Consider the following 24968-nt stretch of genomic DNA (forward strand, 5'->3'; position numbering starts at 1 on the left):
TTTGCCTGAGGTTTGATTAATAATTAACCCAGTTATCACCAGATGCAGGAAAACTCCTATGCAAATCCAATCTGCTTATGCTTCCGGTCTGCAAGGCTTGCAAACGGCCCAATCAGGGTTAACGCAAGCAACGATTGATGTGGCTAAACCTAGCCCTTCGCAAAGTACTGCGCCCACAGAAACCGCTAAAGCGGTAGATGAGCCCGATAAAACCTCTGCATTACTGTCGGCGAACAAATCATTGCGACAAGGTGAGGCATCGACTGAGGTGCTTGAACGTGAATCTGAAGCAATAGGTTCGATAATCAACATCAAGGTATAGTTATGTCGGTTATGGCGCTGTCATCACAAATTGGCGCGCCATCCACTTCGTTTTTAGGTGCAGATAAGTCTATTGAATCGTCAAAAGGGGGAAAACCTCAAGGCGGGCAGACGTATCAAGGGGGAAATGGTCAGGCGGTCGCAACGCTCTCCGCTTCAACCGTTAACCTGAATCCAGCAAAATTCGAAGCGAGTGGGGCACTTGCGCCATCATTAAGCAGTCTCGGGGCTGCGATGGGCCAAGCTGTGCCCATGAGTACGACACCGCCCACGTTATTGACTGATATCAAACCTGCTAGTCCTCATGTTTCATCTAATGTTGATTCAGTCTCCGTTCAGAAGGCTTTCACCTCACTCGGTGAAAACGCCGCGGCACAGCTGAATTCAAAACAGTTACATTCGAATAAGCCGCTTTCACAAGCACTACAATCCAATCAGCCACATTCGGCGCCGTTAGATACAAGCCTACTAGCATCAAGTAATAGTAGTTTCAGCTTACTTACCGGCCCCCGCTCCATTGGCGGAATGAGGGAGGGCCAAATTGCTGCCATATCCACTCAGCCATCAGTATCAACCTTAAGTGCATCGGATGTTGGTTTTAGCGCCACAAGTGGTGCTGTTACGCCTTTTTCTCCTCCAGCCCCAAGCCTTGCGGCCACCATTGCCACTACCAGTAGCAGTGTTGGCTCGGCGAGCCTGGGGGTAGCCAATATTTTCTCCACATCAACGCCAGTCGGTGCGAATATTGGCCCAACAGAGTCAAATGGCATATTGCCAAATGCCTCAAGTGCAGTGGTTTCTCCCTTTGCGACTGAATTTGCAGAAGCAGATGCGGCAGGCAAAGCATCACATTCCAGCGCTTCAGCTTTTGCCAATTCAAATGCGATTCCTGATAGCAAACAATCCAGCGGTTTGAGTGAGCAGTTAAGCCGTATTTTTAGTGAACCCTCGGGTGAAAGTGGCCAAGTCGGTGCTGGAATAACCCCAAATGCTCAAACGCAACAGCAGCAGACTCAAACGGAACAAATTCAGGCTCAAGATGCGCGAGATGAACAAGCCAAGCAGGCAAGGACACAGGCGATACAAGAGCAGGAACAAAAGCAGCAAGCGTTAGCCGAGGTTTTTGCCAAAGCCGACCAAACTAAACAAGCGCAGCAGGCTCAGGACGAGCAAACTCGTCAGCAAGATTTAGCGAAAGAGCAAGTTAAACAAGCGCAAGAAAAGGCAATTGAGCAACAAAAAGCCCAAGTGGAAGCATTAAAATCAAGGGACACAGAAGTCAAAGCCCATGAGCATGCCCATGCCAGTGTGGGCGGTCAATATGCTCAAAGCCCCAGTTTCAAGTATGAAAAAGGGGCTGATGGTCAGCGTTATGCGACTGACGGTGAGGTGCAAATCGATGTGTCGATAGTGCCTGGCGATCCACTGGCGACCATCAATAAGATGAAGCAAGTCTATGCCGCGGCGATGGCACCTGTTGATCCCTCTTCGGCGGATATTCGTGTTGCCGCAGAAGCGTTACAGAAAATGAATGAGGCCAAGACTAAACTTGCTGAGGAACGTCAGCAGCAGATTGTTGATCAACCGACAACAGAAACGCTGATTGGCGCCGAGGCACAGATTGAAGGTTTACCACCGCTTAAGGAGCGGCAAATTCAAGTCACGGGCAAGATTGATGCTAATGGCAATATCACTGCGCCCCAAGATGAACCATCGGCACCTGTGACAGAAGTGATTGATAAGATTAAGCAAGCCATTGCGGCTCAGGTGGCATCAAGCAATACCTCAGATACTGCAAGTAACGCTGAAGTTGATACGACAGAGACCATTGAGCCGCCAACGGCGACCTTAGCGATTGGTGCCGTACCAAATAAGGATGAAGCGCCAGAGGTTGCTATGCAGCGGTTGGCGTCGCCTCGTGACAATAAGAGCGGCTTGAGTTACACAACAAACGGCAGTAATGCGGTGCGCTTCTATGGCTCGGTCGCCGTGGCAACGCTGGCGAGTAAGGGAAACGCTGAACTTAATCAATCAGGTTCGGATGATGTTTCACTCGAGCGGATAGATGATTCGGCACTAACCACTCATTCGCCTAGCAATGAGGGGAATAGTGTTATTTCCAATGAATTAGCGCTCGAGTCTTCAAGCCGCCAAAATACACGCGGCTTGTTCAACCCTCAGACCTTAGCATTGCACCGTCCGCGCTTCTTAGATGTGAATGTCTAGCCTCTTATTCTCGATATGTCTTCAAATCTAACTATCTAGCGTTTGGCCATAAAGACTGATCACTTAAGCCTGCTTTGTTTGGCAAGTTCAGTCGCTATTAAAGATAAACCCATAGTGATTCCCTGCTAGCCAAGAGTTGGTTTTGCCGCACACGATGGAAGAAGGTGAGCGTCGTTACTCGCTTGTACTCACACCATGATGTTTGAGGAGATAAGAGGCCAGCAGTTTTGAGGCGGGGCCCTGTTGGTCACGATTTGGGATCACAAGGCTTAACATAATCCGTCGCTTCTGGCTGCCTTGGAGGTGTAAGCGCACCAATTTGCCTGCGGCTAACTCTTCTTGGATAAGGAATGATGGGATCCAGCAGAAACCAATCCCCTGATTTAAAATGACTTTCGCCTCATGGAAGTTCGATACTGTCCAGCGCTGCTCGGCCTTTAACCAACCGATATCCACATTGGGTTGCAGGCCCGTGTCTTTGATCACCAGTTGCAGGTGCTGCGCCAGTAGCTTGTCATCGTCTAAGGTACCCATTTCAGCCAAGGGGTGGCTCGGGTGGCAAACCAGATGCAGCTCCTGCTCACACAGAGGCTCGGATAAATAGCCCTTTGGTGGAATTCCGGCGCAAATCGCAATATCGACCTTATTCTGAAGGATTAATTCTTGAGTACCTGTGATGACTGAGTCCAACATTATGATGCGTGTGCCGCGGCTGTGGGGTAAAAAGTCACTTAGCGCGCACACTAGACTTTCCATCGGATAGACGATTTCGCGGGCAATGGTGAGTGTGGGTTCCCAACCTTGCTCGAGGTTGCTGGCTAGTTGTTCTAACTCGTTGACCGCCTGAGTCACATGGCGCGAACGGCGCAATAATACTTCGCCCTGCGGTGTCAGGTAAGCTTTGCGGCCTCGAACTTCGAGTAGCTCTATCCCGAGCTGATGTTGTAACTTTGCCACCGCATGATTGAGTGAGGATTGGCTCTTGTTGAGCTTTTCCGCCGCCTGCGCGTAGCCGCCATAGTCGACGACAGCCTGTAAAATACGCCATTGTTCAAGGGTGGATTTCGCGCGAGTCATGGTTGTCCTCATGTCGAAAACGACAGGTTTCTAAAAAAGCGATAGATTGAGGCTTATAGTGGCGAGCTATGATCGTTTTTTCAATACTATTATCGTGTTAATTGTAAAAGAGGTTATCGCGCTGCAATGTGGCGGCGTGACAACCTCTGATCAGTAAGCTTTATGGGTAATGGATTAATCGATAACCTTAGGCGTCACGCCCATAGGTAAATACTTTTTCGTCGCGTTAAGTTCGTTAAGATAAGGCCCGGGATAGAGGGTTTCTGGCCAATTAAGCAACATTATCGCAAGCACATTGCGATGCTCACCAAGGGCTAAGTCAGGATTGCCCTTGGGTGAGGGGATAATTTGGCTGTTGGCATCAAACGAGTTGGCAATATAAGCCCGAGTTTGAGCCACGACGGGATGGTCAGTCTTGCCCGCTAGCAGAAAACTAATGCCGACTTCGGCAATAATATCGTCGGTTGCATCCTGTAAAATCCGCTCAATGTTGGCATCGAAGTAGTCCAAAATCCATGCAAATTCAGTGGCATCCACCCGATGCTGATAATATTCACTCGCGGCAAAGATAAAATGCGTCAGGCCGTAGAGCTTGTTGCGAAACTGTGCTTTGCTGAGAGTGGCATCCTGCGCGTCGGGGTAAACCCGAGTAAATGCCGTTTTATAATCCTCTAGATAATCTCCCACCCCCAATTGTTTGGCCCAATACACATAGTTAATTAGCTGCGCTGCCCAGGCTTTAATCATTGCGGGATCGGTCAAACCTTGGCGTAAGTCGGCTTTTTTGAGGGCTTGGATCATTTGACTATGGCATGGACCTGTAAAGCCTAACTCATCGATTCGACTGGCAAATCGCAGTAGTACATCGGAGTAAAATAAAAATTCAGGAAAGGGCGCGAGGGCTTTTTTTCGGGCCTTGGCTCTGGGACCATTCCCCAGTTCTGCGATGGCGTTCTCTGAGGCTTGACGTACAAACTCAGGGTTATCCACTTGGCAGGCATAAAACGCTTGGGCTTCGGTTACCGCATAAAGATCGACTAACGCGGCGTTGGCATATTGCTCATCGCCCGTCAGGCGATAGAGGCGGATCCCATAATGCCCCTGCACCCGAGGCGGGAGTGTATAGAGATGGGTTTCAAGGTTGTGTTGAATAAGCTGCGCAACGTCGCTTTGGCTTAATTCGGTTTTATCCGTGGTGTTTGGCTTGAGAACGTTTTGTGAGTTCTCAAGCCAGGTGTGACTTATGGGCGTGCTTTGCGAATTGGCGAAAGCATTCTGCGCGGTAAATAAGGCTAAACCGCTAAAAAGCGCAATGGGCAGCGTGAGTTTGTGTTTCAGTTGTGGTGTGTGGGTGATTTTCAGATCCTGAGACATGGATAATCCTTTGGATAAGCGCAGCGGCATCTACGGGTTCGCCAAGTATGGCGCGCAGTTGCTCGCTCAAGGTGAGTGCGGTTTCATTGACCACGAGGAGATTAAAAAGCCCAAGTTTATCTTGGCAGTCTTGGGTGGATTGATGAACAAGCGTTGCGAGTTTGGCTTGCCACAGGGATTGATAATAGCGGGGGCCTTCGTTGGCGATAGCATTGAAACTATATGGGTAATCAATCGCTTGCACCCAGTTCGCCCCAAAGCTTTTGCTAAATTCAGCAGGTAAATCCGGATAGCTTTGCTGGTTTAAGGACTGGTAAAAGTTAAGTGCCACCTTAGCGCGAAAGACTTTAAGCTGCGTCGCATAGGCGCTTGCAAGCGTTTCCCTCGTTTGAATATATTGGGTATCAAATTGGGGAAATAGCGCTTGGCGTAATACCTTAGCGAGCCAAAGACTCGGTAATTGATTGGTATCGAGCGTCGGGCCTAAGGTGTTGTTTAGGTAAAAATGACTGCCGCGTGCCAGCGAGGTTATCGCATCGGCAAGGGCTTGGGTAAAGCGTTCGATATCTTTGAAATTATTGAGTGTCGCGGGCAGCTCGAGCGCCTGTTGACCAAATTGCTGGCCAATCACACTTTGTCTGAGGGTGTGTTGGTTGGCATTGCTAGGCTTATTCACTGCATCCTGAGCGCCAATGGCCAGATACACTTCTCCCAGTAATCTATCCTGATGATAAACGCGGAGGATCTGTTGCTGCGCTTGTGCTGGTGCCGTTTGAGAAAGTGCCGTTTGAGACAGTGTCGTTTGAGTGGCTGTTGAATCGAGATGCTCGCCAATCACCTCAAAACGTAAACCAAACTCGCCTAAGGTTGTTAAGGCCTTGTCGAGTAGCTCTCGGGTATTTAGAGCGGTGGCTTGTGCACTGGGTAATTGCGATAAGGTGCGGCCAAGATCCCAAGGGGCAACTTGAATCGCTTCGGTTTGACTGTCGAGAAACGCTTTAACTAACTCAGGGGTATTGAGTAGCTGATCCTTGAGGCTGTAACTGGCGTAATCGCTAAAACCTGCGTCATTGGCGAGGCGCTGACGCAGCTCGGCAATACGGTGTAAAGCGACTTGATTATGCTCCCTAGCTCGACCTTGATAGGCTTGCCACAGGGTTTGTCGACATTCGACATCGGGTTGCTTTAACAGATAACTGGCAATAGTCCCTGAGAAGCGGCTTTGAGGATCACCAGTCTTATCCGATGTTTCTTCCTCGTTATTGGCCGTATTAACCTCGGCTCCTTCATTCGTAAGCTGGCATTTATCTTCTTGAATATCCAGTTGAAACTGCTGGTTGCCCAAGCCTTGGCGAATGCTGGCCTGCGCCGTGTGCAGCTTGGCTTTATCCATAATGGATAAATGCTGGCGCAACAAAGCCGTTAATTGCTCACCGAGTAAAGCCTGTTCCTGACTTGCTGCATTGTGATTTATCGATGCTGCTTGCGTCAGCTCAAACGTCAGTTGGACAAATTCAGTTTGGTTTAGTAAGTCGCTCAGAGTGTCGGCTAAGCGCAACTGACACTGCAGTAAACCTTGGCGCTCAGCCCCCGACAGCGGTAAACCACGGTAGTAGGTGAGTCTGTCGTTGACATTATTCAGCCCAATGGTTTGCTGCTCTAACACTAGGGCCTTATCCGCCAGTGTTAAGCTTTGGATCTGGTGGGTACTGGCGTAACTGGCGAAGGCGTCAGCCAAATCGATATTGGGTTGGCGCAAACACTGTTCTACCAGCAGCGGCATGGGACTTGGCGCAGCATAGGCTGCACCGAGGGAGGATAAACACCAGCCAAACAGGCTAGCCGTTAAAATGGATTTTTGCATAGGCTACACGTTCTGCAACTGTCATTGAATGGGATGACATGGCTTCGACATGCTTAAGTCTAGGCAAAATGCCTTTTCCATTTGCAATCTGGATCGCCAGTCCCGGGCGTGCATTGAGTTCCAATAACAGCGGGCCTTTAGTCTGATCAAGCACCATATCCGTGCCCAAGTAACCCATCTCACACATTTCAAAGGCGCTCGATGCGGTATGCAGCAAGCTGTCCCAGTGGGGTACAACGATATCGGTGAGCTTTTTGCCTGTGTCTGGATGAAACTCAATTGGAGCATCAAATTGCACAGCATGTAACCCTTTTCCCGTGGCAATGTCAACGCCCACACCCACGGCGCCTTGGTGCAAATTGGCCTTGCCATCGGAGGCGGCGGTGGAGAGCCTGAGCATCCCCATCACAGGAAACCCTTTAAAGACAATCAAGCGGATATCGGGCACGCCCTCATGGCTGTAACCGTCAAACACGGGATCGAATTCAATCAACCCCTCGACAATCGCCACATCGGGTTTGCCGCCAAGGGAGAATAAACCGCTGAGGATATTGGACACGTGTCTATCCAATTCCGATGGGCTGACCTCGTGTCCGCTGGGTTTATAGTAACGCCCCTGTTCGATATGGGTGATCACTAAAATCCCTTTACCACCAGAGCCCTTGGCGGGTTTAATCACAAACCCCGTGCGGCCTTTAACGCGCTCGGGAATATGCACGATTTCGTGCTGCTCGCGCACAACGGCGATTAAATCGGGCACGGCAATATCATTGGCCAGTGCTAATTGTTTCGTCAGCAGCTTATCGTCCACTCGCTTATAAAATTTACGCGGATTATAGCGACCAATGTAATCGATATTGCGCTTATTCATATTGAGCACGCCGCGCGCGCGAAGCTCCCATGGCCAAGCAATATTCATTAGGCATCCCCCGCGAGTGGTTTAAAGCGTTTGAGTTCCAGTAGGCGATAACCTGTGTATTGGCCCATTAATAGCACTAAGGCCAAGATCACTAAGTGGATCCCTAGGAAGTTAAATACCCAGTGTTGTACCCAACTGGCGCTCATAGCTAAGTAGGCAAGGGTGGCGACCATTAGACTGCCACCGCCTTGCACTATCACTTCTTTCGGGCCTTCTTCCTCCCACAGGATAGACATACGTTCGATGGTCCAGGCCAAAATAATCATCGGGAAGAAGGTAATCGTCAGTCCTTCGCTTAAACCGAATTTATAAGACAGCAAGGTAAAGACGCCAATAATGCCGATCACGACGATGATCACCGCCGATATTCGCGAGATCAGCAACAGATTTAATTGGGATAAATAAGAACGGATCATTAGGCCGCAGGCCACGATCAGTAAAAAGCCGACTAAACCCGTGACTAAACTGGTCTGAATAAAGGCGAGGGCGATAAGGACAGGCATAAAGGTGCCCGAGGTCTTGACCCCAATGATCACCCGTAAAAACACCACCATCAGTACCCCGATAGGGATCAATAAAATGCCCTTGAATAGACTCTGCTCCTCTAGCGGTAATTGGTAGAGTGAGAAATCCAAAGCATTGTTATTCATCATCATATCGATGGAGGTCGCCAATGCCGAGCGGGTGTCTTGCAACATCGAGAAATGCACCTGCGAGTTCACTCCGCCCATCACATCGAGCACGGAATGGCCCGAGCGTTCCCACAGCAGTAAGTTCTCTGGACGACCTTGCTTGCCTTTAACCAAATCAAATAAGACCCACTCGCCGTTATGGAACACTTCCACAAAGGGCGAAAGGGATTGACGGCGACGTTGGTCTTCAAGGTAGAGCCCGCTGACTTCACGGGCCGGAATGCCCTTAGTTTGCAGCATATGCAAAAACACTTGCGTCGCAGTTTGGCTTGATAACAACAGCTCCATATTCTGACTGCGCTTAGTGGCGGTAATCGCATTCATTAATTGCTGGGCGAAGGACAAATTCGATGCACTGCGCACCCAAGTTTCGCTAATCACTTGCTCTGCGGCGGTCTTCTCGGTCGCGGGCCAGAGGTAAGGCTCTGGTTGACTTGGAATATTGTCGCTGTGGATTTGGGTCACACCCGTCGGCACTAGGGTCACTTTATAGTAGAGATCTTGGCTGCCATAGGCCTCGCGAATCGACCAATTGGCACGGCGCGCGTCCTTATCATCACTCACCGATAACCCAAAGCCCGGGGAGCTGGCGTTCTCGACCAAGACCTCATAGGCGGGATCCTGTGGTAAAGAGAAGGACACTTCGGCTGCATCGCCTGTGCCATCGAAGCTTATCTTGGCGTCTACCGCCCAGCTTTGCACTTGCTCACCGGGTAGAAAAGGCACTTGATGCTTAACGCCGCGGTAGATGCTGGCGCTTAGACCGACAATAAAAAGTAATGCCACCAAAATGTAAAAAGGTTTACGTGAATGCATACGTGTTTCCCATGTTGCGCCAATGGCCGAAAAGCGTGGGATTACCCCAGGGCATTGGCGGTTCGAACTCGACGTCACGCGTAAGATTGTCGCGTGGCGGATATTAGCTATATCAGGCAGCGTCAGATTGAGCGGCGATGTCACAAGCTGACAGACCAATAAGCGCAAGCGGCTCCATGCTTAAGCTTGTGAACGACTTGGCTCAAGCGGTTATTTTTTGCCGCTGGAGACGATGGCTGACTCTGCTTTTGGTTGCTCAGGATCGGGTTGTTTGGGTTTGGGCTGTTTGGCTTTACCGTGCACATATCGCTGGCCGACATCGACAACGGCGATATCTTTGATAAATTTACGGCCGAGCAATAAGGGATAGTCGAGGTGACTACGGTCGGTGAGGTTAAGATCTGTCTCTGCGGAATATTGGCCAATCTTAAGGTGCGCGTGGATCACGGGGCGGCGATCGTCCTTCTCATTGGCGTCCTGCTTGATGCGTACAAAACGCACGACCTTAGATTCGAAATTTGTCGCAGGCTGTTTTTCCCCTTGGGTAAACACATCGAAGCGTACCCATTGGGCGCCATCGCGCTCAAACAGGGTGATATTACGGGCATCGATGGAGGAAGATTCTGCGCCGGTATCAATGCGAGTGGCAAAACTGGCATTGAGTTCATCGATAAACACATTTTCGATTTCACCGAGTAAAAACTTGTCCCCAAGGGCGGATTTAGGGCATTGGCTCGGCGCAGGCGTCACCACCGCGGCTTGCTTTTGCGCGGTGAGGTTTTTCGCTGCTTGATTTAAATGATTGATTTGCTGACTTAACTGCTCGACTTGGCTGCTCATGGTCGCAAGCGAGGTTAAATCCGCCGGTTGGCATTGCTGATTAATCGCAGCGACTAACTGATCTTGCTGCTGATTAAGACGAGTATTAAAGGTATCAGTATCGAGTGGTTTGGGGGCGTGGGCGGTCGGTTCTGTCGCTGCGCATCCCATTAAGCTGCTGGCAACGGCGATAGCGATCAACTGCTTTAGCATAGTACTTCCTATTGGCGTTAAAACGGGTTTTATGCCTAGGGTTTACCTAGGCATAAGCGTATTAGGCCACTGGAGTTAACTCGTTAGGTCAAATCTTGATTGGGTTGATTTTTCACCGCAATAATCGTTGCGCGTTTCGGCGCGGGGTAACCCTCGATAGTCTTAGTGATATCGTTAGGGTCAAGATATTCAACCAGTGACTCATTCGGCATCCAATCGGTTCGGCGCTGTTCGGCTAATGCGGTGACATCGGTGTCGACACAACGTATGTCTGTGAAATCACACTTCTTTAGCCAGAGCATCAGGGCCGCGACGGATGGAATAAACCATACATTATTCATTTTCCCATATCTATCTTGAGGGACGAGTACGGCGTTTTCATCACCATCTATTACCAAAGTCTCTAACACTAACTCCCCACCCATACGTAACTGATCACGTAATTGTAACAAGTGATCAATAGGCGAACGTCTGTGATACAAGACGCCCATGGAGAAAACCGTATCGAATGCATCCAGCGGTGGCAGCTCTTCAATGCCTAGCGGCAATAAGTGTACGGGATGATTTTCACCGCTTAGGCGCTTAATCGCTTCAAATTGGCATAAAAATAATGGCGAAGGGTCGATGCCCACCACGCGTTTGGCGCCCGCGCCAAGCATGCGCCACATGTGATAGCCGCTGCCACAGCCGACGTCGAGCACAGTGCGGTTTTGCAGGGGAGAAATATGTGGGCTCACGCGATCCCACTTCCAATCGCTGCGCCATTCGGTATCGATATGAATGCCGTGAATATGGAAAGGGCCTTTGCGCCAAGGCATAAACAGGCGCAGTAGGTTCTCAAGCTTTTCCTTTTCGCCGGGCGTGAGTTGCTCACCTGTGCCGACGGTGACACTGCTGACAAAGTCCACTTGGTCTGGGGCGGGATAGTGCAGCTTATTGAGCACTTTTTCCCACTTGGGTAAGTTGCCGTGTTTATGTTCTCTCTGCCATTTGCCGAGAATGGCGGGCAAAGTCTCGAGCCAATGCTGCAAATTGGAATCGGCGATTTGTTGGTAAAAGGAGCTGAAACTGATCACTTGATAGCCACCATGGAAGAGAAATTAAAACATTGGAACCACAAGCTAAAGTGGCTAAACCCTTGGCGAGTCAAACGTTGCTGGTGGAGAGTTAAGGTATCGGGCTTCATCACGTTTTCAAGCGCGCTGCGCTTTTGACTGATTTCGAGCTCGCTGTAGCCATTGGCACGTTTAAAGTCTAAGTGCAGCTCTTCGAGCACACTTTGAATCGGCGCATCATCGAAACGAATTTTTTCCGACAGCACTAACAGACCGCCGGGATTCAAGCCGTGATAAATCTTTGCGATCAGCGCTTCTCTGTCCTCTGGCGGTAAAAATTGCAGAGTAAAGTTAAGCACGACTAAAGAGGCGTTTTCGATGTGAATATCGCGAATATCGCCGCAGATCAGCTCAACCTCGGTATCACTCACATAGGCATTGAGGTTTTCTTGGCAGCGCGTCACCATGGATTCGCTATTGTCCACGGCGATGATGCGGCAATCGCGGCCTTGGATTTGACGGCGAATGCTTAAGGTCGCTGCACCTAAAGAACAACCTAAATCATATACTTGGGTATTAGGCTTGACGAAACGATCCGCAAAATCGCCAATAGTATTGATAATTTGCGTATAGCCAGGCACCGAGCGGCGGATCATGTCACTGAAGACACCCGCGACACGGTTATCAAACTGGAAATCGCTAATGTGTTCGCTCGCTTGAGCGTAGATAGTATCTTGGGAAGCGTTCATCTGGGAATATCTCGAAAATTCAGCCATGCATTTTAACGAATCCCGTCGACTAGCAGCAAGTCTCGGCTAGTAATTTGCCCGAAATTTCTGTCTAATATGCATCAATAACAAAGTATTTACATTGTACATCAAGTACTAGGGACCCCAGTTGAAGTTAGTGCTCCAGCTTATCGTGATCCTGTGTTGCAGCATGTTGAGTAACGCAGTAAACGCCAGTCAAGGACAGACTGAATCGCTCATCGTGGTGATGGGGGAAGACAGTTTCCCCTATCAGTTTGTCGACAACGACGGCGAAGCCACGGGTTTATTAGTCGATCTCTGGAAGGAATGGGGCAAGCGCACCAATACACCATTAGTGTTTGTGGCGCGGCACTGGAATGAGTCGCTGCAGCAATTGCAGCAGGGCAAAGCCCAAGTGCATATCGGCATGGGCCAGACGCCTGAGCGTGAGCAGCTGTTTGATTTCGCAGAGCCTATCGCCGATGTCAGTACCTATCTTTACCTGCATAAATCCTTACAGGGTAAAAAGTCCATTAAGGAACTTGTTCCTTATCAAATCGGGATCGTGAGTGGCTCATCCCATGAGGCTGAGCTTCGCCGTATCGAGCCGAATTTAGTCTTCAAATATTATGAAAGCCGTGAAAAATTGCTGGCGGGTGTTGCAGCGGGCGAAACGGTTGTCTTTGCAGGACTCGATGGCTATCTGCGCGATCCTGCATCAAGCCAAGCGGTTGCGGGCAGTTTTCCCATCAGTGCGCGTATTCCAATCAAGGCCATGCAGTTTGTTCCCGCGGTGATGAAAGGCAATCAGGCTTTAGTTGAGAAGATTAATCAGGGGTTTCATTCACTCGATGCACGTTTTGTGCAACAAACCGAGCGCCGCTGGTTAGGCTATCACGGGCAAAAGGCGGGGCTTGTGGTGGCGATGCAGCTAGGCGTTGAGCCCTTTGTCGATTTAGGCGTCGATGGCTTGCCCCATGGATTTTATGTGGATCTCTGGCAACTATGGTCGGCTAAGACCGGCATTAATGTGGATTTTATCTCGGGCGACATGAATGCCAGTGTCAATGATGTGCGCCAGGGTCTAGCCGATGCGCATATTGGTTACCCTGAAAGTGACGAATTGAAAACCGGCTTAACCCGCGCATGGCAACTCTATACGGTGAAGAGTCGGCTGTTCTTATATCAGCAACAACTGACCGATTTACAGAGTTTAAAAGGCAAACGTATCGGTGTTGTGCCGACAGCGCCTTATCTTGTTGCGCTGCGTAAAGCGCTGCCAGATGTCACGCTGCGTTATTACGAAAATATGGACAGCATGGTGGCGGGCGCACGGTCAGGTGAGATTGCTGGCTTTGTTGCCGCGGGGGCATGGACTTCCCACTATTTGCTGCAAAATAAGGCTTGGTCCGAATTTCATCAATACCCTGAGCTTGAGTTTCCGACCGATGTGTATGTCCTGACCCGCAGTGACGATCCCGGCTTAACCCAGCGCATCGCCAATGGTTTTCGCAGTATCAGCATGCAAGAGTTTGCCGAGGTAGAGCAGAAATGGATGCTTAACCCTAAGGATCGCATTTTTAATCAAAAGGGATTACACGGTATTCAGCTTTCAAACGGTGAGCAAGATTACCTCTCACAACTCGGTGAACTTAAACTCGGTTACTTAAAACAGTGGCCGCCGATGGAGTTTAGCGATGAGCAAGGCCAGTTTGCGGGGATCAACAGCGACATTACCCACATTTTGGCAGAGCAATTAAGGATCAAGATAGAACCTGTTGGCTTTGATGATTGGCAATCACTAATAAGTGCATTACGTTCAGGGGACATTGCTCTGGCTGGCAGCGTGGCGCAAACCGCCGAGCGCCAGCAATTTTTAACCTTTAGCGATCCCTACTGGCCATCGCCGTGGGGAATGGTGTCGCAGCTTGAGCAGGTGTCGGTGTTTAATCTGGCACAATTGGCGGGGCAGAGGGTCGCTGTGGTGGAAGGTTATCATCTGGTGGCACAACTGATGGCATTACAGCCCTCGCTCAAGCTGGTGCTAGTGCCTGATACCCAATCAGGGCTCGCGGCGGTCAACGACGGCCATGCCGATGTGTTTATCGATAAGGTGGTGACGCTGGCTTCTGAGTTAAAAACAGGTCAATATCCGTTGCTTAAAATGTCACTCCTTAGTGACTTAGCCGATCAGCACAGCCACTTTGGGCTCAATCCGCAATATGCTCAGTTAATTCCGTTAATCAATCGCGTGTTAGCGCAAATCGATCAACACACCCAGCAGCAAATCTATTCCCATTGGGTCAGTTTTTCCCTCGACTCAGACAATAGTCAGTATCTGCAATGGATCCGTTATCTATTAATGGGTGCACTCGTGTTGTCTGCGGTGATGGTGGCGGTGTTAGTGGTCAATCGTCGCTTAAACGTGGAGATCACCCGCCGACTTGCCGCCGAAAAACGTTTGCAACATGTTGCCAGTCACGATGCCTTAACTCAGCTACCGAATCGTGCTTTATTAGATGATAGGCTGTCACAGGCCTTACTTGCCCATCGTCGGGATCATAGCCATTTCGCCTTATTGTTTATCGATTTAGATGGCTTTAAACAAATTAACGATCAATATGGTCATCCTGTGGGGGATGCTCTGCTATTAAAAGTGGCGGGATTATTGAGCAAAGCCATTCGCAATTCTGATACAGTGGCAAGATTCGGTGGCGATGAATTTGTGATCCTGCTAAATCGTGTGCAAGATCTCGATGCCGCGACCCAAGTTGCTGATAATATTCTGCACTCGCTTGCATCGCCTTTCAGCGTAGAAGGAGTGATGGTGGAGGTTGCGGTCAGCATTGGTGTGGTCATTTATCCCCGCGATGGCGATACGGCCATCGAGTTAATGAAGCAAGCCGACCAACTGATGTATCAAGCCAAAACGGCTGGCGGCCGTTGCTACCGCGTGGCTTGATGGTTTTTTGAACGTTTATACGCAGATAGTGCGTTCGCCTCTAGTCAAGGGCGTAAAACTGTTTGATACTTCACCGCCTAAAAGTGAAGTACTTTGGTAATCGGCATTATTTGACTATAATGCCGCTTTTATCTCGTTTTGATTATTTCCAAAGCACCGGTTTCCGGATAAAGGATAGAGTTAGATGCGCAGTCATTATTGTGGAGACGTCAATAAGTCTCACGTTGGACAAGAAGTTACCTTGGTAGGTTGGGTTAATCGTAGCCGTGATTTGGGTGGCGTGGTCTTTTTAGATTTAAGAGACAGAGAAGGTCTGGTCCAAGTGGTTTACGATCCAGATTTACCTGAGGTGTTCAATGTGGCCAGTACGCTGCGCGCCGAGTTTTGTGTGCAGGTAAAAGGCGTGGTTCGTGCCCGTCCTGATAGCCAAGTCAACGCGCAAATGAAGACCGGCGAAATTGAAGTATTAGGTAAAGAACTGACAATTATCAACAGTTCTGAGCCGCTGCCGCTTAGCTTAGATAACTATCAAAACAACAGTGAAGAGCAGCGTCTAAAGTACCGTTATTTAGATTTACGTCGCCCAGAAATGGCGCAGCGCTTAATGTTCCGCGCGAAAGTGACCAGTGCTGTGCGTCGTTTCCTCGACTCAAACGGCTTCTTAGATATCGAAACGCCTATCCTGACCAAGGCGACGCCAGAAGGTGCCCGTGACTATTTAGTGCCAAGCCGCACCTACAAAGGGCAATTCTTCGCACTGCCACAATCACCACAGCTGTTTAAACAGTTACTGATGATGTCAGGCTTTGATCGCTACTATCAAATCGTGAAATGCTTCCGTGACGAAGACTTACGTGCTGACCGTCAGCCAGAATTTACTCAAATCGATATCGAAACCTCATTTATGACGTCTGAGCAGGTGATGGCTAAGACTGAAGAGATGATGCGCGGACTGTTCCTTGAGATGCTGAACGTCGATTTAGGCGAATTCCCACGTATGACCTATAACGAAGCCATGCGTCGTTTCGGTTCAGATAAGCCAGATTTACGTAACCCATTAGAACTGGTTGACGTAGCTGACTTACTGAAAGAAGTGGAGTTTGCGGTATTCTCAGGCCCAGCTAATGACGAAGAAGGCCGTGTTGCGGCGCTGCGTATTCCTGGTGGCGCGAGCTTATCCCGTAAGCAAATCGATGATTATACTAAGTTTGTCGGTATCTACGGTGCTAAAGGTTTAGCGTGGATGAAGCTAAACGATCTGACTCAAGGGTTAGAAGGCATTCAATCACCTGTGCTGAAGTTCTTAAACAAAGGCATTGTGAACGAAATTATCAGCCGCACTGGCGCACAAACGGGCGATATCATCCTGTTTGGTGCTGATAACGCGACTGTGGTTGCCGAATCTATGGGCGCTCTGCGTCTTAAAGCCGGTGAAGACTTTAACCTGCTCGAAGGTCAATGGCGTCCACTGTGGGTGGTTGACTTCCCAATGTTTGAGAAGATCAACGGCAGCTTCCACGCGGTTCACCATCCGTTCACTGCGCCACGCGGCGTGACACCACAAGAGCTGGAAGCCAATCCGGCGAACCGTGTGTCAGATGCCTACGATATGGTACTAAACGGTTGTGAATTAGGTGGTGGTTCGGTGCGTATCCACAATCAAGAGATGCAGTCTGCAGTATTCCGTATTCTCGGCATTACCGATGAAGAAGCGAAAGAAAAATTCGGCTTCCTACTCGAAGCGCTGCGCTACGGCACGCCACCACATGCGGGTCTGGCATTCGGTTTAGACCGTATTATCATGCTGATGACGGGCGCAAGCTCAATCCGTGATGTGATGGCTTTCCCGAAAACCACCACTGCGGCGTGTCCGTTAACCAATGCCCCAGGTTTTGCTAACCCACAACAATTAGCTGAGCTAGGTATTTCCGTGGTGAAAGCCGCGAAGACTGAAGACTAATCTTTAGTGATTATCGAGTACCGAGGCGCAAGCCTCGGTCTATTTTTACCCCGTCATTTCATTTCTTATCAATATCTGCGTTATCGACGTCACTGAATTTGCCGTCAATCTTTGTGTAAAGGAACATAGGTATAGGAACCTCACAAGAGGCGCCGTCAAGGTTACCTTAGGCTATTGATAAGATGTGCAATGGCTATGTGTAGAGGAGAACTCCCATGGCAGGTCATAGTAAATGGGCCAACATTAAACACCGCAAAGCAGCGCAAGATGCCAAACGCGGTAAACTCTTTACTAAATTTATCCGTGAGTTAACGGTTTCAGCCCGTGAAGGTGGCTCGGATCCCGATTCAAACCCACGTCTGCGTATCGCCATTGATAAAGCACTTGGCGGCAACATGACCCGCGACACCATTGAGCGCGCAATCAAACGTGGCGCCGGTGAGCTTGAAGGGCAACAACTCGAAACCATTATTTACGAAGGCTACGGCCCGGGTGGCACCGCTGTGATGGTCGAAACCATGACAGATAACCGTAACCGCACCGTGAGTGGCGTACGTAATGCCTTTAGTAAATCCGGCGGTAACTTAGGGACCGATGGCTCGGTTGCCTATTTGTTCACTAAGCGCGGGGTGTTGTCCTATGCGCCGGGCACAGATGAAGACGCCCTGATGGACGCGGCGCTGGAAGCGGGCGCCGAAGATGTGGTGAGCTACGATGATGGTGCAATTGATGTATTTACCGAACCGACCGAGTTTTACGGGGTAAAAGATGCCCTCGATGCGGCAGGATTTGTCAGTGATAACGCCGAAATCGCGATGATTGCTTCAACGAAAGCCGAGTTAGATGCCGAGACCGCGGAGAAGTTTATGCGTCTTATCGATACCCTCGAAGAGCACGATGATGTGCAAGAGGTGTATCATAATGCCGAAATCTCCGATGAGATTATGGAAAGTTTAGGTTAGGTCTTAGCATTAACCTGAGTTAGGTGGCCTAGAGTCTGCTGACAAACTTAGCTACAAAGCTTGAGACAGCGATTGAGCTTAGCGTCTGTGTTTTGCTTTAGGACCACCTTAGTGAGATTTATGATTTTTTGCACTGTTGCTAGTGCTTAAGTTATCCGTTGAATGGGTTGTCTTAAGTCGGGAACAAGCATTAGGGATAGCATGGCAATTATTTTAGGGGTTGACCCAGGTTCACGGATCACAGGTTATGGCGTTATCCAATGCCAAGGGCGACAGCAACTTTATTTGGGCAGCGGCTGCATTCGCACTTCGGGTGAGGATTTACCATTAAGACTCAAGCAAATCTTTGATGGGATCAGTGAAATTATTCGGCAATACCAACCCGATGAATTTGCGATTGAGCGGGTGTTTCTCGCCAAAAATGCCGACTCGGCCTTGAAATTGGGCCAAGCCCGTGGTGCGGCTATCGTGGCTGCGACAGTGGCCAATTTGCCCGTTGCCGAATACAGTGCCACCCAAATTAAAAACGCGGTGGTCGGGACGGGGCGGGCTAAGAAAGAACAGGTTCAACATATGATCCAGCAATTGCTTAAGCTGCCCGCGGCGCCACAGGCCGACGCTGCGGATGCACTCGGCGTTGCGGTATGTCATTATCACACCAATCAAAGTTTGGTCGCCTTAAGTGGCCGAGCGACAACAAGAACATATGGACGGTACAGATGATAGGTCGTTTACGTGGCGTGTTAATTGAAAAGCAAGCGCCAGAGGTGTTGATTGATGTCAATGGTGTGGGCTACGAGTTACAGATGCCCCTCACCAGCTTTTATGAGCTCCCCGAGGTCAATCAACCGACCACAGTGTATACCCATTTTGTGGTGCGTGAAGATGCTCAGCTGCTTTATGGCTTTATCACTAAACAAGAGCGCTCACTGTTTCGATTACTTATCAAGGCCAATGGTGTGGGGCCTAAACTGGCGTTAACTATTCTTTCAGGCATGACCGCCAGCGAGTTTGTCGGCTGCGTCGAGCGCGATGATATCGTAACGCTGGTGAAATTACCCGGTGTCGGTAAAAAGACCGCCGAGCGTTTATTGGTTGAGATGCGCGATAAACTGAAGAGCTTGATGGAGGCATCCGTAGGCTCTGAGCGTGAGTTTGTGCTGCAATCCAACTACTCACCAGCACCGACGATCAACAGTGCCGAAGAGGATGCGATTTCAGCCTTGATTTCCCTCGGCTATAAACCACCACAGGCGAGTAAAGCCGTTTCCGCCGCCTATAAAGAAGGCATGGACAGTGAGACCTTGATTAAGGCCGCGTTAAAATCGATGCTCTAATGGCATGGTTTTTATCAAGGCTGGTGTTATATTGCGGTACGCGATTTTTGCAGCCAGTTAGGTTGCAACTGCACCAAAATAGCAAGTGCCGTATGCCGATGCGGTAACAGGAATAGGTAAATGATTGAAGCTGATAGACTGATCCAGCCGCAGCTGCAAGGTCAAGATGATGTTATCGACAGGGCGATGCGCCCTAAATTGCTCGATGAATATACTGGGCAGGATGATACGCGTGCCCAATTAAAAGTGTTTATTCAAGCGGCAAAGAATCGTGAAGAAGCCTTAGATCATATGTTGATCTATGGCCCGCCGGGGTTAGGTAAAACCACCTTAGCCATGATCGTGGCCAATGAAATGGGCGTAAATATTAAATCGACGTCGGGGCCTGTGCTTGAGAAAGCCGGGGATTTGGCGGCACTACTCACCAATCTTGAGGCGGGTGATGTGCTTTTTATCGATGAAATTCATCGCTTAAGTCCCGTCGTCGAAGAAATTCTGTATCCTGCGATGGAAGACTATCAGCTGGATATTATGATCGGTGAGGGGCCAGCTGCACGCTCAATTAAGTTGGACCTTCCACCTTTTACTTTAGTGGGGGCGACCACGCGGGCAGGGGCGTTAACCTCTCCGCTAAGGGCGCGTTTTGGCATTCCACTGCGGCTCGAGTTTTATAATGTTAAAGATTTAAGCACCATTGTGACCCGCTCGGCGCAGGTGATGGGATTGGCCATTGATGCTGAAGGGGCCATCGAAATTGCCAAACGCTCACGGGGCACACCGAGGATCGCCAACCGTTTACTGCGTCGAGTGCGTGACTATGCGGAAGTGAAACACGACGGCGCTGTGACGCAAAAAGTTGCGGAGCAGGCGCTTGATTTGCTCGATGTCGATGGCGAAGGTTTCGATTACATGGACAGAAAACTGCTGCTTGCCATTATCGATAAGTTTATGGGCGGCCCTGTGGGGCTTGATAACCTCGCCGCAGCTATTGGCGAGGAGCGTGAAACCATTGAAGATGTATTGGAGCCTTTCCTCATCCAACAAGGCTTTATCCAACGAACGCCACGCGGTCGCATTGCCACAACCAGAGCCTATCTACATTTCGGCATGATAAAACCAGAGTAACATCCAAGAAGGATGACCTTGTTAACAAAAAGCGGCCTCGGCCGCTTTTTTTGTTTTTATCGATTTGTTATTGCTACTTTTTGTCACCAGATTACTTGCCGCTAGGAGTATCCACATCTGTATCGTTAAATGAATATTATTTAATGAATAACGACTTAATTAAATGGGCTGTGGAGCAGGTTCGTCACTGGAATACTGTTTTTATTTAAATTTATTCGGCTAAATAATGCTCTTATTTTGGTTTGTAAATAATATTTAATCTAGTTAATTAACAATAATAAAACAAATGTATTTATATGTTGAGTTAAAACAACTCGAAAAGGCATTTGTGTTGCTTATAAAAACAGCATCTAGAGTGATGTTGCTCAACGTTTTCTTATTCCATTGATGCTGTTTATTTCTCCTTTGTAGCCCTTATCTCATCCTGAATCACCTCATTTTTATGCTTGTTCTAAATTGGCGATGAATTGTTGCATTTGTGTTTATTGCACACTTGCGGTGCATAAAAATCACAACTTATTCATTTTGTATCAATGCGCACTGTGAAATCACTGATATTTACACGTTTCTTTCTGTTGCAATGATTACTGATATGCATATTTCTTTATAATTAATCGACACATTATTCTGTGCGTCAGATAGTCGCTCGCTGATAAAGTGTGATATAAATCACACTTTTGAGGTTGTCACATGTTTATTAAATGTTATTTCTTTAACAGTTTTAATCGCTGTTAATTACTGGGATATACGGTTTTTAATGCTGTAAATAGAAGTGAATTAGCATTCAAGATTTTAAATAAACAAATATTTTACAATAAGAAGTAAAATAATAAACAAAACAGTTTTTAAGGTTAAAAAAATGAACATTGACTGAATGAAAGTGAATCCTCAGTATCAAGCGCAACAGTCGTACAGCAAATTGTTGTACAAGCTGTAAGCATAAAAATAATAGTAAGATCTAGGGAGCATTCATTCATGATCAAAAGAACCAAAGTTGCGTCGGCTATTAATTTAGCTGTCGTTAGCTCAATTGCAGCTGGTACCTTTGTAGCATCAAGCGCATTTGCAGCTGAAGAGACTGCAAAAGTTGAGCGTATTGAAGTCACGGGTTCACGTATTCAACGTCAAGATATGGAAACAGCTTCTCCTGTTACCGTTATTGATGCTGCTGCAATCAAAGCCGAAGGCTTTACCTCTGTAGACCAAATGCTACAAGTGCAAACTTCAATGGCAGGTGCTGCGATTGGTTCAACCACTAACAACGGTGCAGACGGTGTTGCACAAGTTGACTTACGTGGTATGGGCTCGCAACGTACTCTCGTGCTATTAAACGGCCGTCGCATGGTGAACTCAGGTTCGGGTGCAGACAGTGCTGTGGATTTAAACTCTATCCCAGTTGCTATGATCGCTCGCGTTGAAATCCTGAAAGACGGTGCTTCAGCGGTATACGGTTCTGATGCGATTGCCGGTGTAGTGAACATCATCACTAAGAAAGATTTCGATGGTTTCCAATTAGACTTCAACGGCAGCGGTACCGACAAAGGTGACGGTCAAAACGGTGATGTGAGTGCACTGTATGGCTTTAACACCGATGGCGGTAACTACACTTTTGGTGCGGCTTATTCAGATCGTCGTGGTGTGATCCAGAGCGACCGTAGCTGGACACCTGCTGGTGAAAGTTGGACGATCCCAACAGGCGCTTTAGATTACATGGTTAAAGATGCCAATGGTAAGTGGGTAGACCAAGAGAATACATACGATTATACACAGGATAGTTACTACCAAACTCCAAGTGAACGCCGCAGTTTATTTGCAAATATGACTCAAGAGTTAGGTAACGATGTAGTATTAACTGCTGATGCTATCTACACTAATCGTCGTTCAAATCAGCAAATGGCCGCACAACCCGCAAATATTGGTTTAAATGTTTGTGGTGATTCTCATACTCCAGCTGGTGCCCCATGTTTGACATTAGATAGTGAGATGATCGCAGCAGGAATCAAAGCCAACGATAAAGGATTAGTGAATTATCGTCGCCGTACCAATGATGTAGGTCCACGTATCTATACTCAAGATACTGATACTTGGCGTTTATCTGGTGGTTTAGCGGGTACTTTAGATGTACATACTGGTATGAACTGGGATGTGACTTACACCTATGGTAAAAACCAAGCTAAAACTGCAGTAGAAAACTCAATCAATGGCGCCGATATGGCGGCTTCCATCTATGCTAATCCAGATGCATGGTTCAGTGGTGCACCATTAACTCAGCAAATGACAGATGCGATTAGCTATGCTGAAGAGGCTAAAGGTGGTAACGAGCAACAAACACTGTCTGCTGGCCTAAATGGTGAGTTATTCGATCTGAGCGCAGGAGCAGTAGGCTTCGCTATTGGTGCTGAATACCGTCGTGAAAGTGGTTTTTATACACCAGATGAAAAAGTGATTGCAGGTGAGAGTACTTCAGCTCAGCAAGACCCAACTGAAGGTAACTACAACGTTATTTCTTTCTTCCAAGAAGTCAGCGTACCATTCACCGAAAAATTGACAGGTGAGTTTGCGCTACGTTTTGACGATTACTCTACTTTTGGTAAAGCAACCACTTGGAAAATTGGTTTAACTTACAATGCAACAGACGAGCTGATGGTTCGTACCGTGGCTGCTACGGGCTTCCGTGCTCCAAGCGTTGCTGAATTGTATGGTGGTAACTCTGGCTCATTCGATTATTTGACTGACCCATGGGGTAAGATTAAAGACGCACAAATTCTCGTAAATCGTACTTCAGATCCAGATTTGAAACCTGAAGAGTCAGAATCTTACACCGCTGGTTTAGTGTACTCACCAGGCTACCTAGATGGCATGTCAGTGACGCTTGACTACTGGCGCTTTAAATTAGATAACGCCATTGCGCGTATGGACACTCAAGTTGGCTTGGATTCATGCCATAAGTTTCAAACTAAAGGTGATCCATCTGGTGCTGCTGCTTGTGAAATCTTCAATATTGGCGCAGGTGGTGACTTAGATAACTTAACCAATGCGTTAACTAATGTAGGCTCACAAGACACTAGCGGTATCGACTTCAATTTAGCCTATAACTTCGAGTTAATCGGTTTAGACTGGAAAGTAAGCAACGATACGACTTACTTAGTGCAATTCGAGCAGGACGGTGTTGATTACACTGGTACTATTGACGGTAACTTCGGTGCATACTCACGCGTACGTAACAACTTCAGCATTTCTGCTGGTCAAGACGATTGGAGTGTAATGTACTTCAACCGTTATATTGGTGATATGCGTGACCTAGGCGAAGGTAACAAAGTGGGTGATGTCCTGTATCACAACATTTCTGGTACTTACCATATTAATGATATGGCAACTGTTAGCTTAGGCGTGAAGAACTTTACCGACGAAAAACCATTAACCGTATCTAACGGTAGTGATGGTGGTACTGTTCCAGAAGTTTACGACACTATCGGCCGTACTATTTACGGTGGTGTAACAGTTAAGTTCTAATCTAAAATAGAACCAACCTTTAAAAAGCGCCTTCGGGTGCTTTTTTGTTTTGGTGCAAAAGGTTACAAGCCATTATCTATCGCTGCCAACTTGATCACAATTAAGTGAATACTGATTTTTAATCATCTTCTAATGCTAGAGACATATTTTTAATTATGGTAACATAAATGATATTGATTCTCGTTTGGTGTTTAGGGATGAGTAAAATACTGTTAGTCGATGATGATCCATTATTCAGAGTTTGGTTAACCGAGGCGCTGAAAACACAGGGACATGAAGTTGAATGTGCCGTAAATGGCGTTGAAGGGCTCAAACGTATCCGCAGCTTTATGCCCGATATTATTATGCTCGATCTGGTGATGCCGCAAATGGATGGTTTCTCACTATTAGAGGCGAGAGACTGTATGACACCTATCATGATGTTATCTGCCCGTGATAATGAGGCTGACAGGATCCGAAGCTACGAGCTTGGTGCGGATGATTTCTTAACGAAACCCTTTAGCATTAAAGAGTTATTGGTGCGTTTGCATGCCTTAGAGCGGCGATTAATTCCGCGCGCCATAGAGCCAATGGCAATCGAGCAGGCGACAATCCAGCCAGTCAAATTCGATGAGGCTGCCTATAGGATCACTATTGGCAAAAATGCCGTGGACCTCACCCAAACCGAGTTTAGGTTGTTTAAATATCTGTTCGAGCGTAAGGGGCAAGTGATCACTAAGCAAGAACTGCAAAAATCCGTATTGCAGAAGGACTTAGGCCGCTTCGATCGTAACTTGGATATGCATATCAGTAATACAAGGCGCAAGCTGGCGAATACCCGTTTACCGCGGACATTAATCAATACGGTCCGTGGTCAAGGATACAGTTTTTCCGCTTGATGTGTTGCGAGAGGTTAACAAACTAGGCACTGATGAATTACAGCGCGACTGCTGGCTTCTTAGGCAATTTTAGTCGCTTTCATTTTCCCCTGATACGGATTTGGTT

General features: G+C 48.2%; 18 protein-coding genes. 10 read left to right on the top strand and 8 right to left on the bottom strand.

Going from position 1 to position 24968, the window contains the following annotated elements; genetic code table 11:
* The first annotated feature begins 58 nt into the window (after nucleotides 1–58).
* Both K0H60_RS09865 and K0H60_RS09870 read left to right on the top strand, forming a co-directional pair.
* A complete protein-coding gene (locus tag K0H60_RS09865; protein WP_220058036.1) occupies nucleotides 59–322 on the top strand; it encodes a chemotaxis protein in 264 nt (87 codons plus the stop codon).
* 2 nt (nucleotides 323–324) lie between these two features.
* Nucleotides 325–2547 carry a putative metalloprotease CJM1_0395 family protein gene (locus K0H60_RS09870; RefSeq protein WP_220058037.1) on the top strand — a complete coding sequence of 741 codons (2223 nt, stop codon included), beginning with the start codon at nucleotides 325–327 and terminating at the stop codon, nucleotides 2545–2547.
* A gap of 174 nt (nucleotides 2548–2721) precedes the next feature.
* On the opposite strand, the gene K0H60_RS09875 is transcribed toward K0H60_RS09870, so the two are convergent.
* From K0H60_RS09875 to cmoA, 8 genes are all read right to left on the bottom strand, one after another.
* Nucleotides 2722–3624: a LysR family transcriptional regulator gene (locus K0H60_RS09875; RefSeq protein WP_011622660.1), complete on the bottom strand. Its 903-nt coding sequence runs from the start codon at nucleotides 3622–3624 to the stop codon at nucleotides 2722–2724.
* A gap of 174 nt (nucleotides 3625–3798) precedes the next feature.
* On the bottom strand, nucleotides 3799–4998 hold the full coding sequence (locus K0H60_RS09880; RefSeq protein ID WP_220058038.1) for a DUF3541 domain-containing protein: 1200 nt from the start codon (nucleotides 4996–4998) through the stop codon (nucleotides 3799–3801).
* On the bottom strand, nucleotides 4925–6862 hold the full coding sequence (locus tag K0H60_RS09885; RefSeq protein WP_220058039.1) for a M3 family metallopeptidase: 1938 nt from the start codon (nucleotides 6860–6862) through the stop codon (nucleotides 4925–4927). Before K0H60_RS09885 ends, K0H60_RS09880 begins: the two co-directional genes overlap by 74 nt.
* Nucleotides 6837–7781, bottom strand: a complete 945-nt coding sequence (locus tag K0H60_RS09890; protein ID WP_133182382.1) for an alpha-L-glutamate ligase-like protein — start codon at nucleotides 7779–7781, stop codon at nucleotides 6837–6839. Before K0H60_RS09890 ends, K0H60_RS09885 begins: the two co-directional genes overlap by 26 nt.
* The gene (locus K0H60_RS09895; protein WP_220058143.1) at nucleotides 7781–9289 is read right to left on the bottom strand and encodes a UUP1 family membrane protein; all 1509 of its coding nucleotides are present in this window, start codon (nucleotides 9287–9289) and stop codon (nucleotides 7781–7783) included. Before K0H60_RS09895 ends, K0H60_RS09890 begins: the two co-directional genes overlap by 1 nt.
* Nucleotides 9290–9499: 210 nt before the next feature.
* Complete coding sequence (locus K0H60_RS09900; RefSeq protein WP_220058040.1) at nucleotides 9500–10321, bottom strand: ATP-dependent zinc protease family protein; 822 nt, start codon at nucleotides 10319–10321, stop codon at nucleotides 9500–9502.
* Nucleotides 10322–10404: 83 nt separating this feature from the next.
* The gene (gene cmoB, locus K0H60_RS09905; RefSeq protein ID WP_220058041.1) at nucleotides 10405–11397 is read right to left on the bottom strand and encodes a tRNA 5-methoxyuridine(34)/uridine 5-oxyacetic acid(34) synthase CmoB; all 993 of its coding nucleotides are present in this window, start codon (nucleotides 11395–11397) and stop codon (nucleotides 10405–10407) included.
* Nucleotides 11394–12125: a carboxy-S-adenosyl-L-methionine synthase CmoA gene (gene cmoA, locus K0H60_RS09910; RefSeq protein WP_011622667.1), complete on the bottom strand. Its 732-nt coding sequence runs from the start codon at nucleotides 12123–12125 to the stop codon at nucleotides 11394–11396. Before cmoA ends, cmoB begins: the two co-directional genes overlap by 4 nt.
* A gap of 148 nt (nucleotides 12126–12273) precedes the next feature.
* Here cmoA and K0H60_RS09915 point away from each other — a divergent pair, with 148 nt between their 5' ends.
* The 8 genes from K0H60_RS09915 (at nucleotide 12274) to ssoR (ending at nucleotide 24862) form a co-directional block, all read left to right on the top strand.
* A complete protein-coding gene (locus K0H60_RS09915; protein WP_220058042.1) occupies nucleotides 12274–15087 on the top strand; it encodes a transporter substrate-binding domain-containing protein in 2814 nt (937 codons plus the stop codon).
* A 184-nt stretch (nucleotides 15088–15271) separates the two neighbouring features.
* Nucleotides 15272–17047 carry an aspartate--tRNA ligase gene (aspS, locus tag K0H60_RS09920; protein ID WP_220058043.1) on the top strand — a complete coding sequence of 592 codons (1776 nt, stop codon included), beginning with the start codon at nucleotides 15272–15274 and terminating at the stop codon, nucleotides 17045–17047.
* Between the two features lie 215 nt (nucleotides 17048–17262).
* Entirely contained in the window at nucleotides 17263–18009 is a 747-nt protein-coding gene (locus tag K0H60_RS09925) for a YebC/PmpR family DNA-binding transcriptional regulator (protein ID WP_011622670.1), read from the top strand.
* 201 nt (nucleotides 18010–18210) lie between these two features.
* Complete coding sequence (ruvC, locus tag K0H60_RS09930; RefSeq protein ID WP_011622671.1) at nucleotides 18211–18732, top strand: crossover junction endodeoxyribonuclease RuvC; 522 nt, start codon at nucleotides 18211–18213, stop codon at nucleotides 18730–18732.
* On the top strand, nucleotides 18729–19346 hold the full coding sequence (ruvA, locus tag K0H60_RS09935; protein ID WP_220058044.1) for a Holliday junction branch migration protein RuvA: 618 nt from the start codon (nucleotides 18729–18731) through the stop codon (nucleotides 19344–19346). The genes ruvC and ruvA overlap by 4 nt, the downstream gene beginning before the upstream one ends.
* 120 nt (nucleotides 19347–19466) lie before the next feature.
* Nucleotides 19467–20471, top strand: a complete 1005-nt coding sequence (gene ruvB / locus K0H60_RS09940; RefSeq protein WP_220058045.1) for a Holliday junction branch migration DNA helicase RuvB — start codon at nucleotides 19467–19469, stop codon at nucleotides 20469–20471.
* A gap of 975 nt (nucleotides 20472–21446) precedes the next feature.
* Nucleotides 21447–23984 carry a TonB-dependent receptor plug domain-containing protein gene (locus K0H60_RS09945; RefSeq protein WP_220058046.1) on the top strand — a complete coding sequence of 846 codons (2538 nt, stop codon included), beginning with the start codon at nucleotides 21447–21449 and terminating at the stop codon, nucleotides 23982–23984.
* 197 nt (nucleotides 23985–24181) lie between these two features.
* Complete coding sequence (ssoR, locus tag K0H60_RS09950) at nucleotides 24182–24862, top strand: response regulator transcription factor SsoR (RefSeq protein ID WP_220058047.1); 681 nt, start codon at nucleotides 24182–24184, stop codon at nucleotides 24860–24862.
* Nucleotides 24863–24968 lie beyond the last annotated feature (106 nt).

Source organism: Shewanella mangrovisoli (genome assembly GCF_019457635.1).
GTDB classification, from domain to species: Bacteria; Pseudomonadota; Gammaproteobacteria; order Enterobacterales; family Shewanellaceae; genus Shewanella; species Shewanella mangrovisoli.

Bases quoted from the DNA above. Each gene is read 5' to 3' on its own strand.
- aspS (WP_220058043.1), top strand. From the start codon at position 15,272: ATGCGCAGTCATTATTGTGGAGACGTCAATAAGTCTCACGTTGGACAA.
- K0H60_RS09865 (WP_220058036.1), top strand. From the start codon at position 59: ATGCAAATCCAATCTGCTTATGCTTCCGGTCTGCAAGGCTTGCAAACG.
- K0H60_RS09885 (WP_220058039.1), bottom strand. From the start codon at position 6,862: ATGCAAAAATCCATTTTAACGGCTAGCCTGTTTGGCTGGTGTTTATCC.
- K0H60_RS09890 (WP_133182382.1), bottom strand. From the start codon at position 7,781: ATGAATATTGCTTGGCCATGGGAGCTTCGCGCGCGCGGCGTGCTCAAT.
- ssoR (WP_220058047.1), top strand. From the start codon at position 24,182: ATGAGTAAAATACTGTTAGTCGATGATGATCCATTATTCAGAGTTTGG.
- K0H60_RS09895 (WP_220058143.1), bottom strand. From the start codon at position 9,289: ATGCATTCACGTAAACCTTTTTACATTTTGGTGGCATTACTTTTTATT.
- ruvB (WP_220058045.1), top strand. From the start codon at position 19,467: ATGATTGAAGCTGATAGACTGATCCAGCCGCAGCTGCAAGGTCAAGAT.
- ruvC (WP_011622671.1), top strand. From the start codon at position 18,211: ATGGCAATTATTTTAGGGGTTGACCCAGGTTCACGGATCACAGGTTAT.
- K0H60_RS09880 (WP_220058038.1), bottom strand. From the start codon at position 4,998: ATGTCTCAGGATCTGAAAATCACCCACACACCACAACTGAAACACAAA.
- K0H60_RS09945 (WP_220058046.1), top strand. From the start codon at position 21,447: ATGATCAAAAGAACCAAAGTTGCGTCGGCTATTAATTTAGCTGTCGTT.
- K0H60_RS09925 (WP_011622670.1), top strand. From the start codon at position 17,263: ATGGCAGGTCATAGTAAATGGGCCAACATTAAACACCGCAAAGCAGCG.
- K0H60_RS09870 (WP_220058037.1), top strand. From the start codon at position 325: ATGTCGGTTATGGCGCTGTCATCACAAATTGGCGCGCCATCCACTTCG.
- ruvA (WP_220058044.1), top strand. From the start codon at position 18,729: ATGATAGGTCGTTTACGTGGCGTGTTAATTGAAAAGCAAGCGCCAGAG.
- cmoA (WP_011622667.1), bottom strand. From the start codon at position 12,125: ATGAACGCTTCCCAAGATACTATCTACGCTCAAGCGAGCGAACACATT.
- K0H60_RS09900 (WP_220058040.1), bottom strand. From the start codon at position 10,321: ATGCTAAAGCAGTTGATCGCTATCGCCGTTGCCAGCAGCTTAATGGGA.
- K0H60_RS09875 (WP_011622660.1), bottom strand. From the start codon at position 3,624: ATGACTCGCGCGAAATCCACCCTTGAACAATGGCGTATTTTACAGGCT.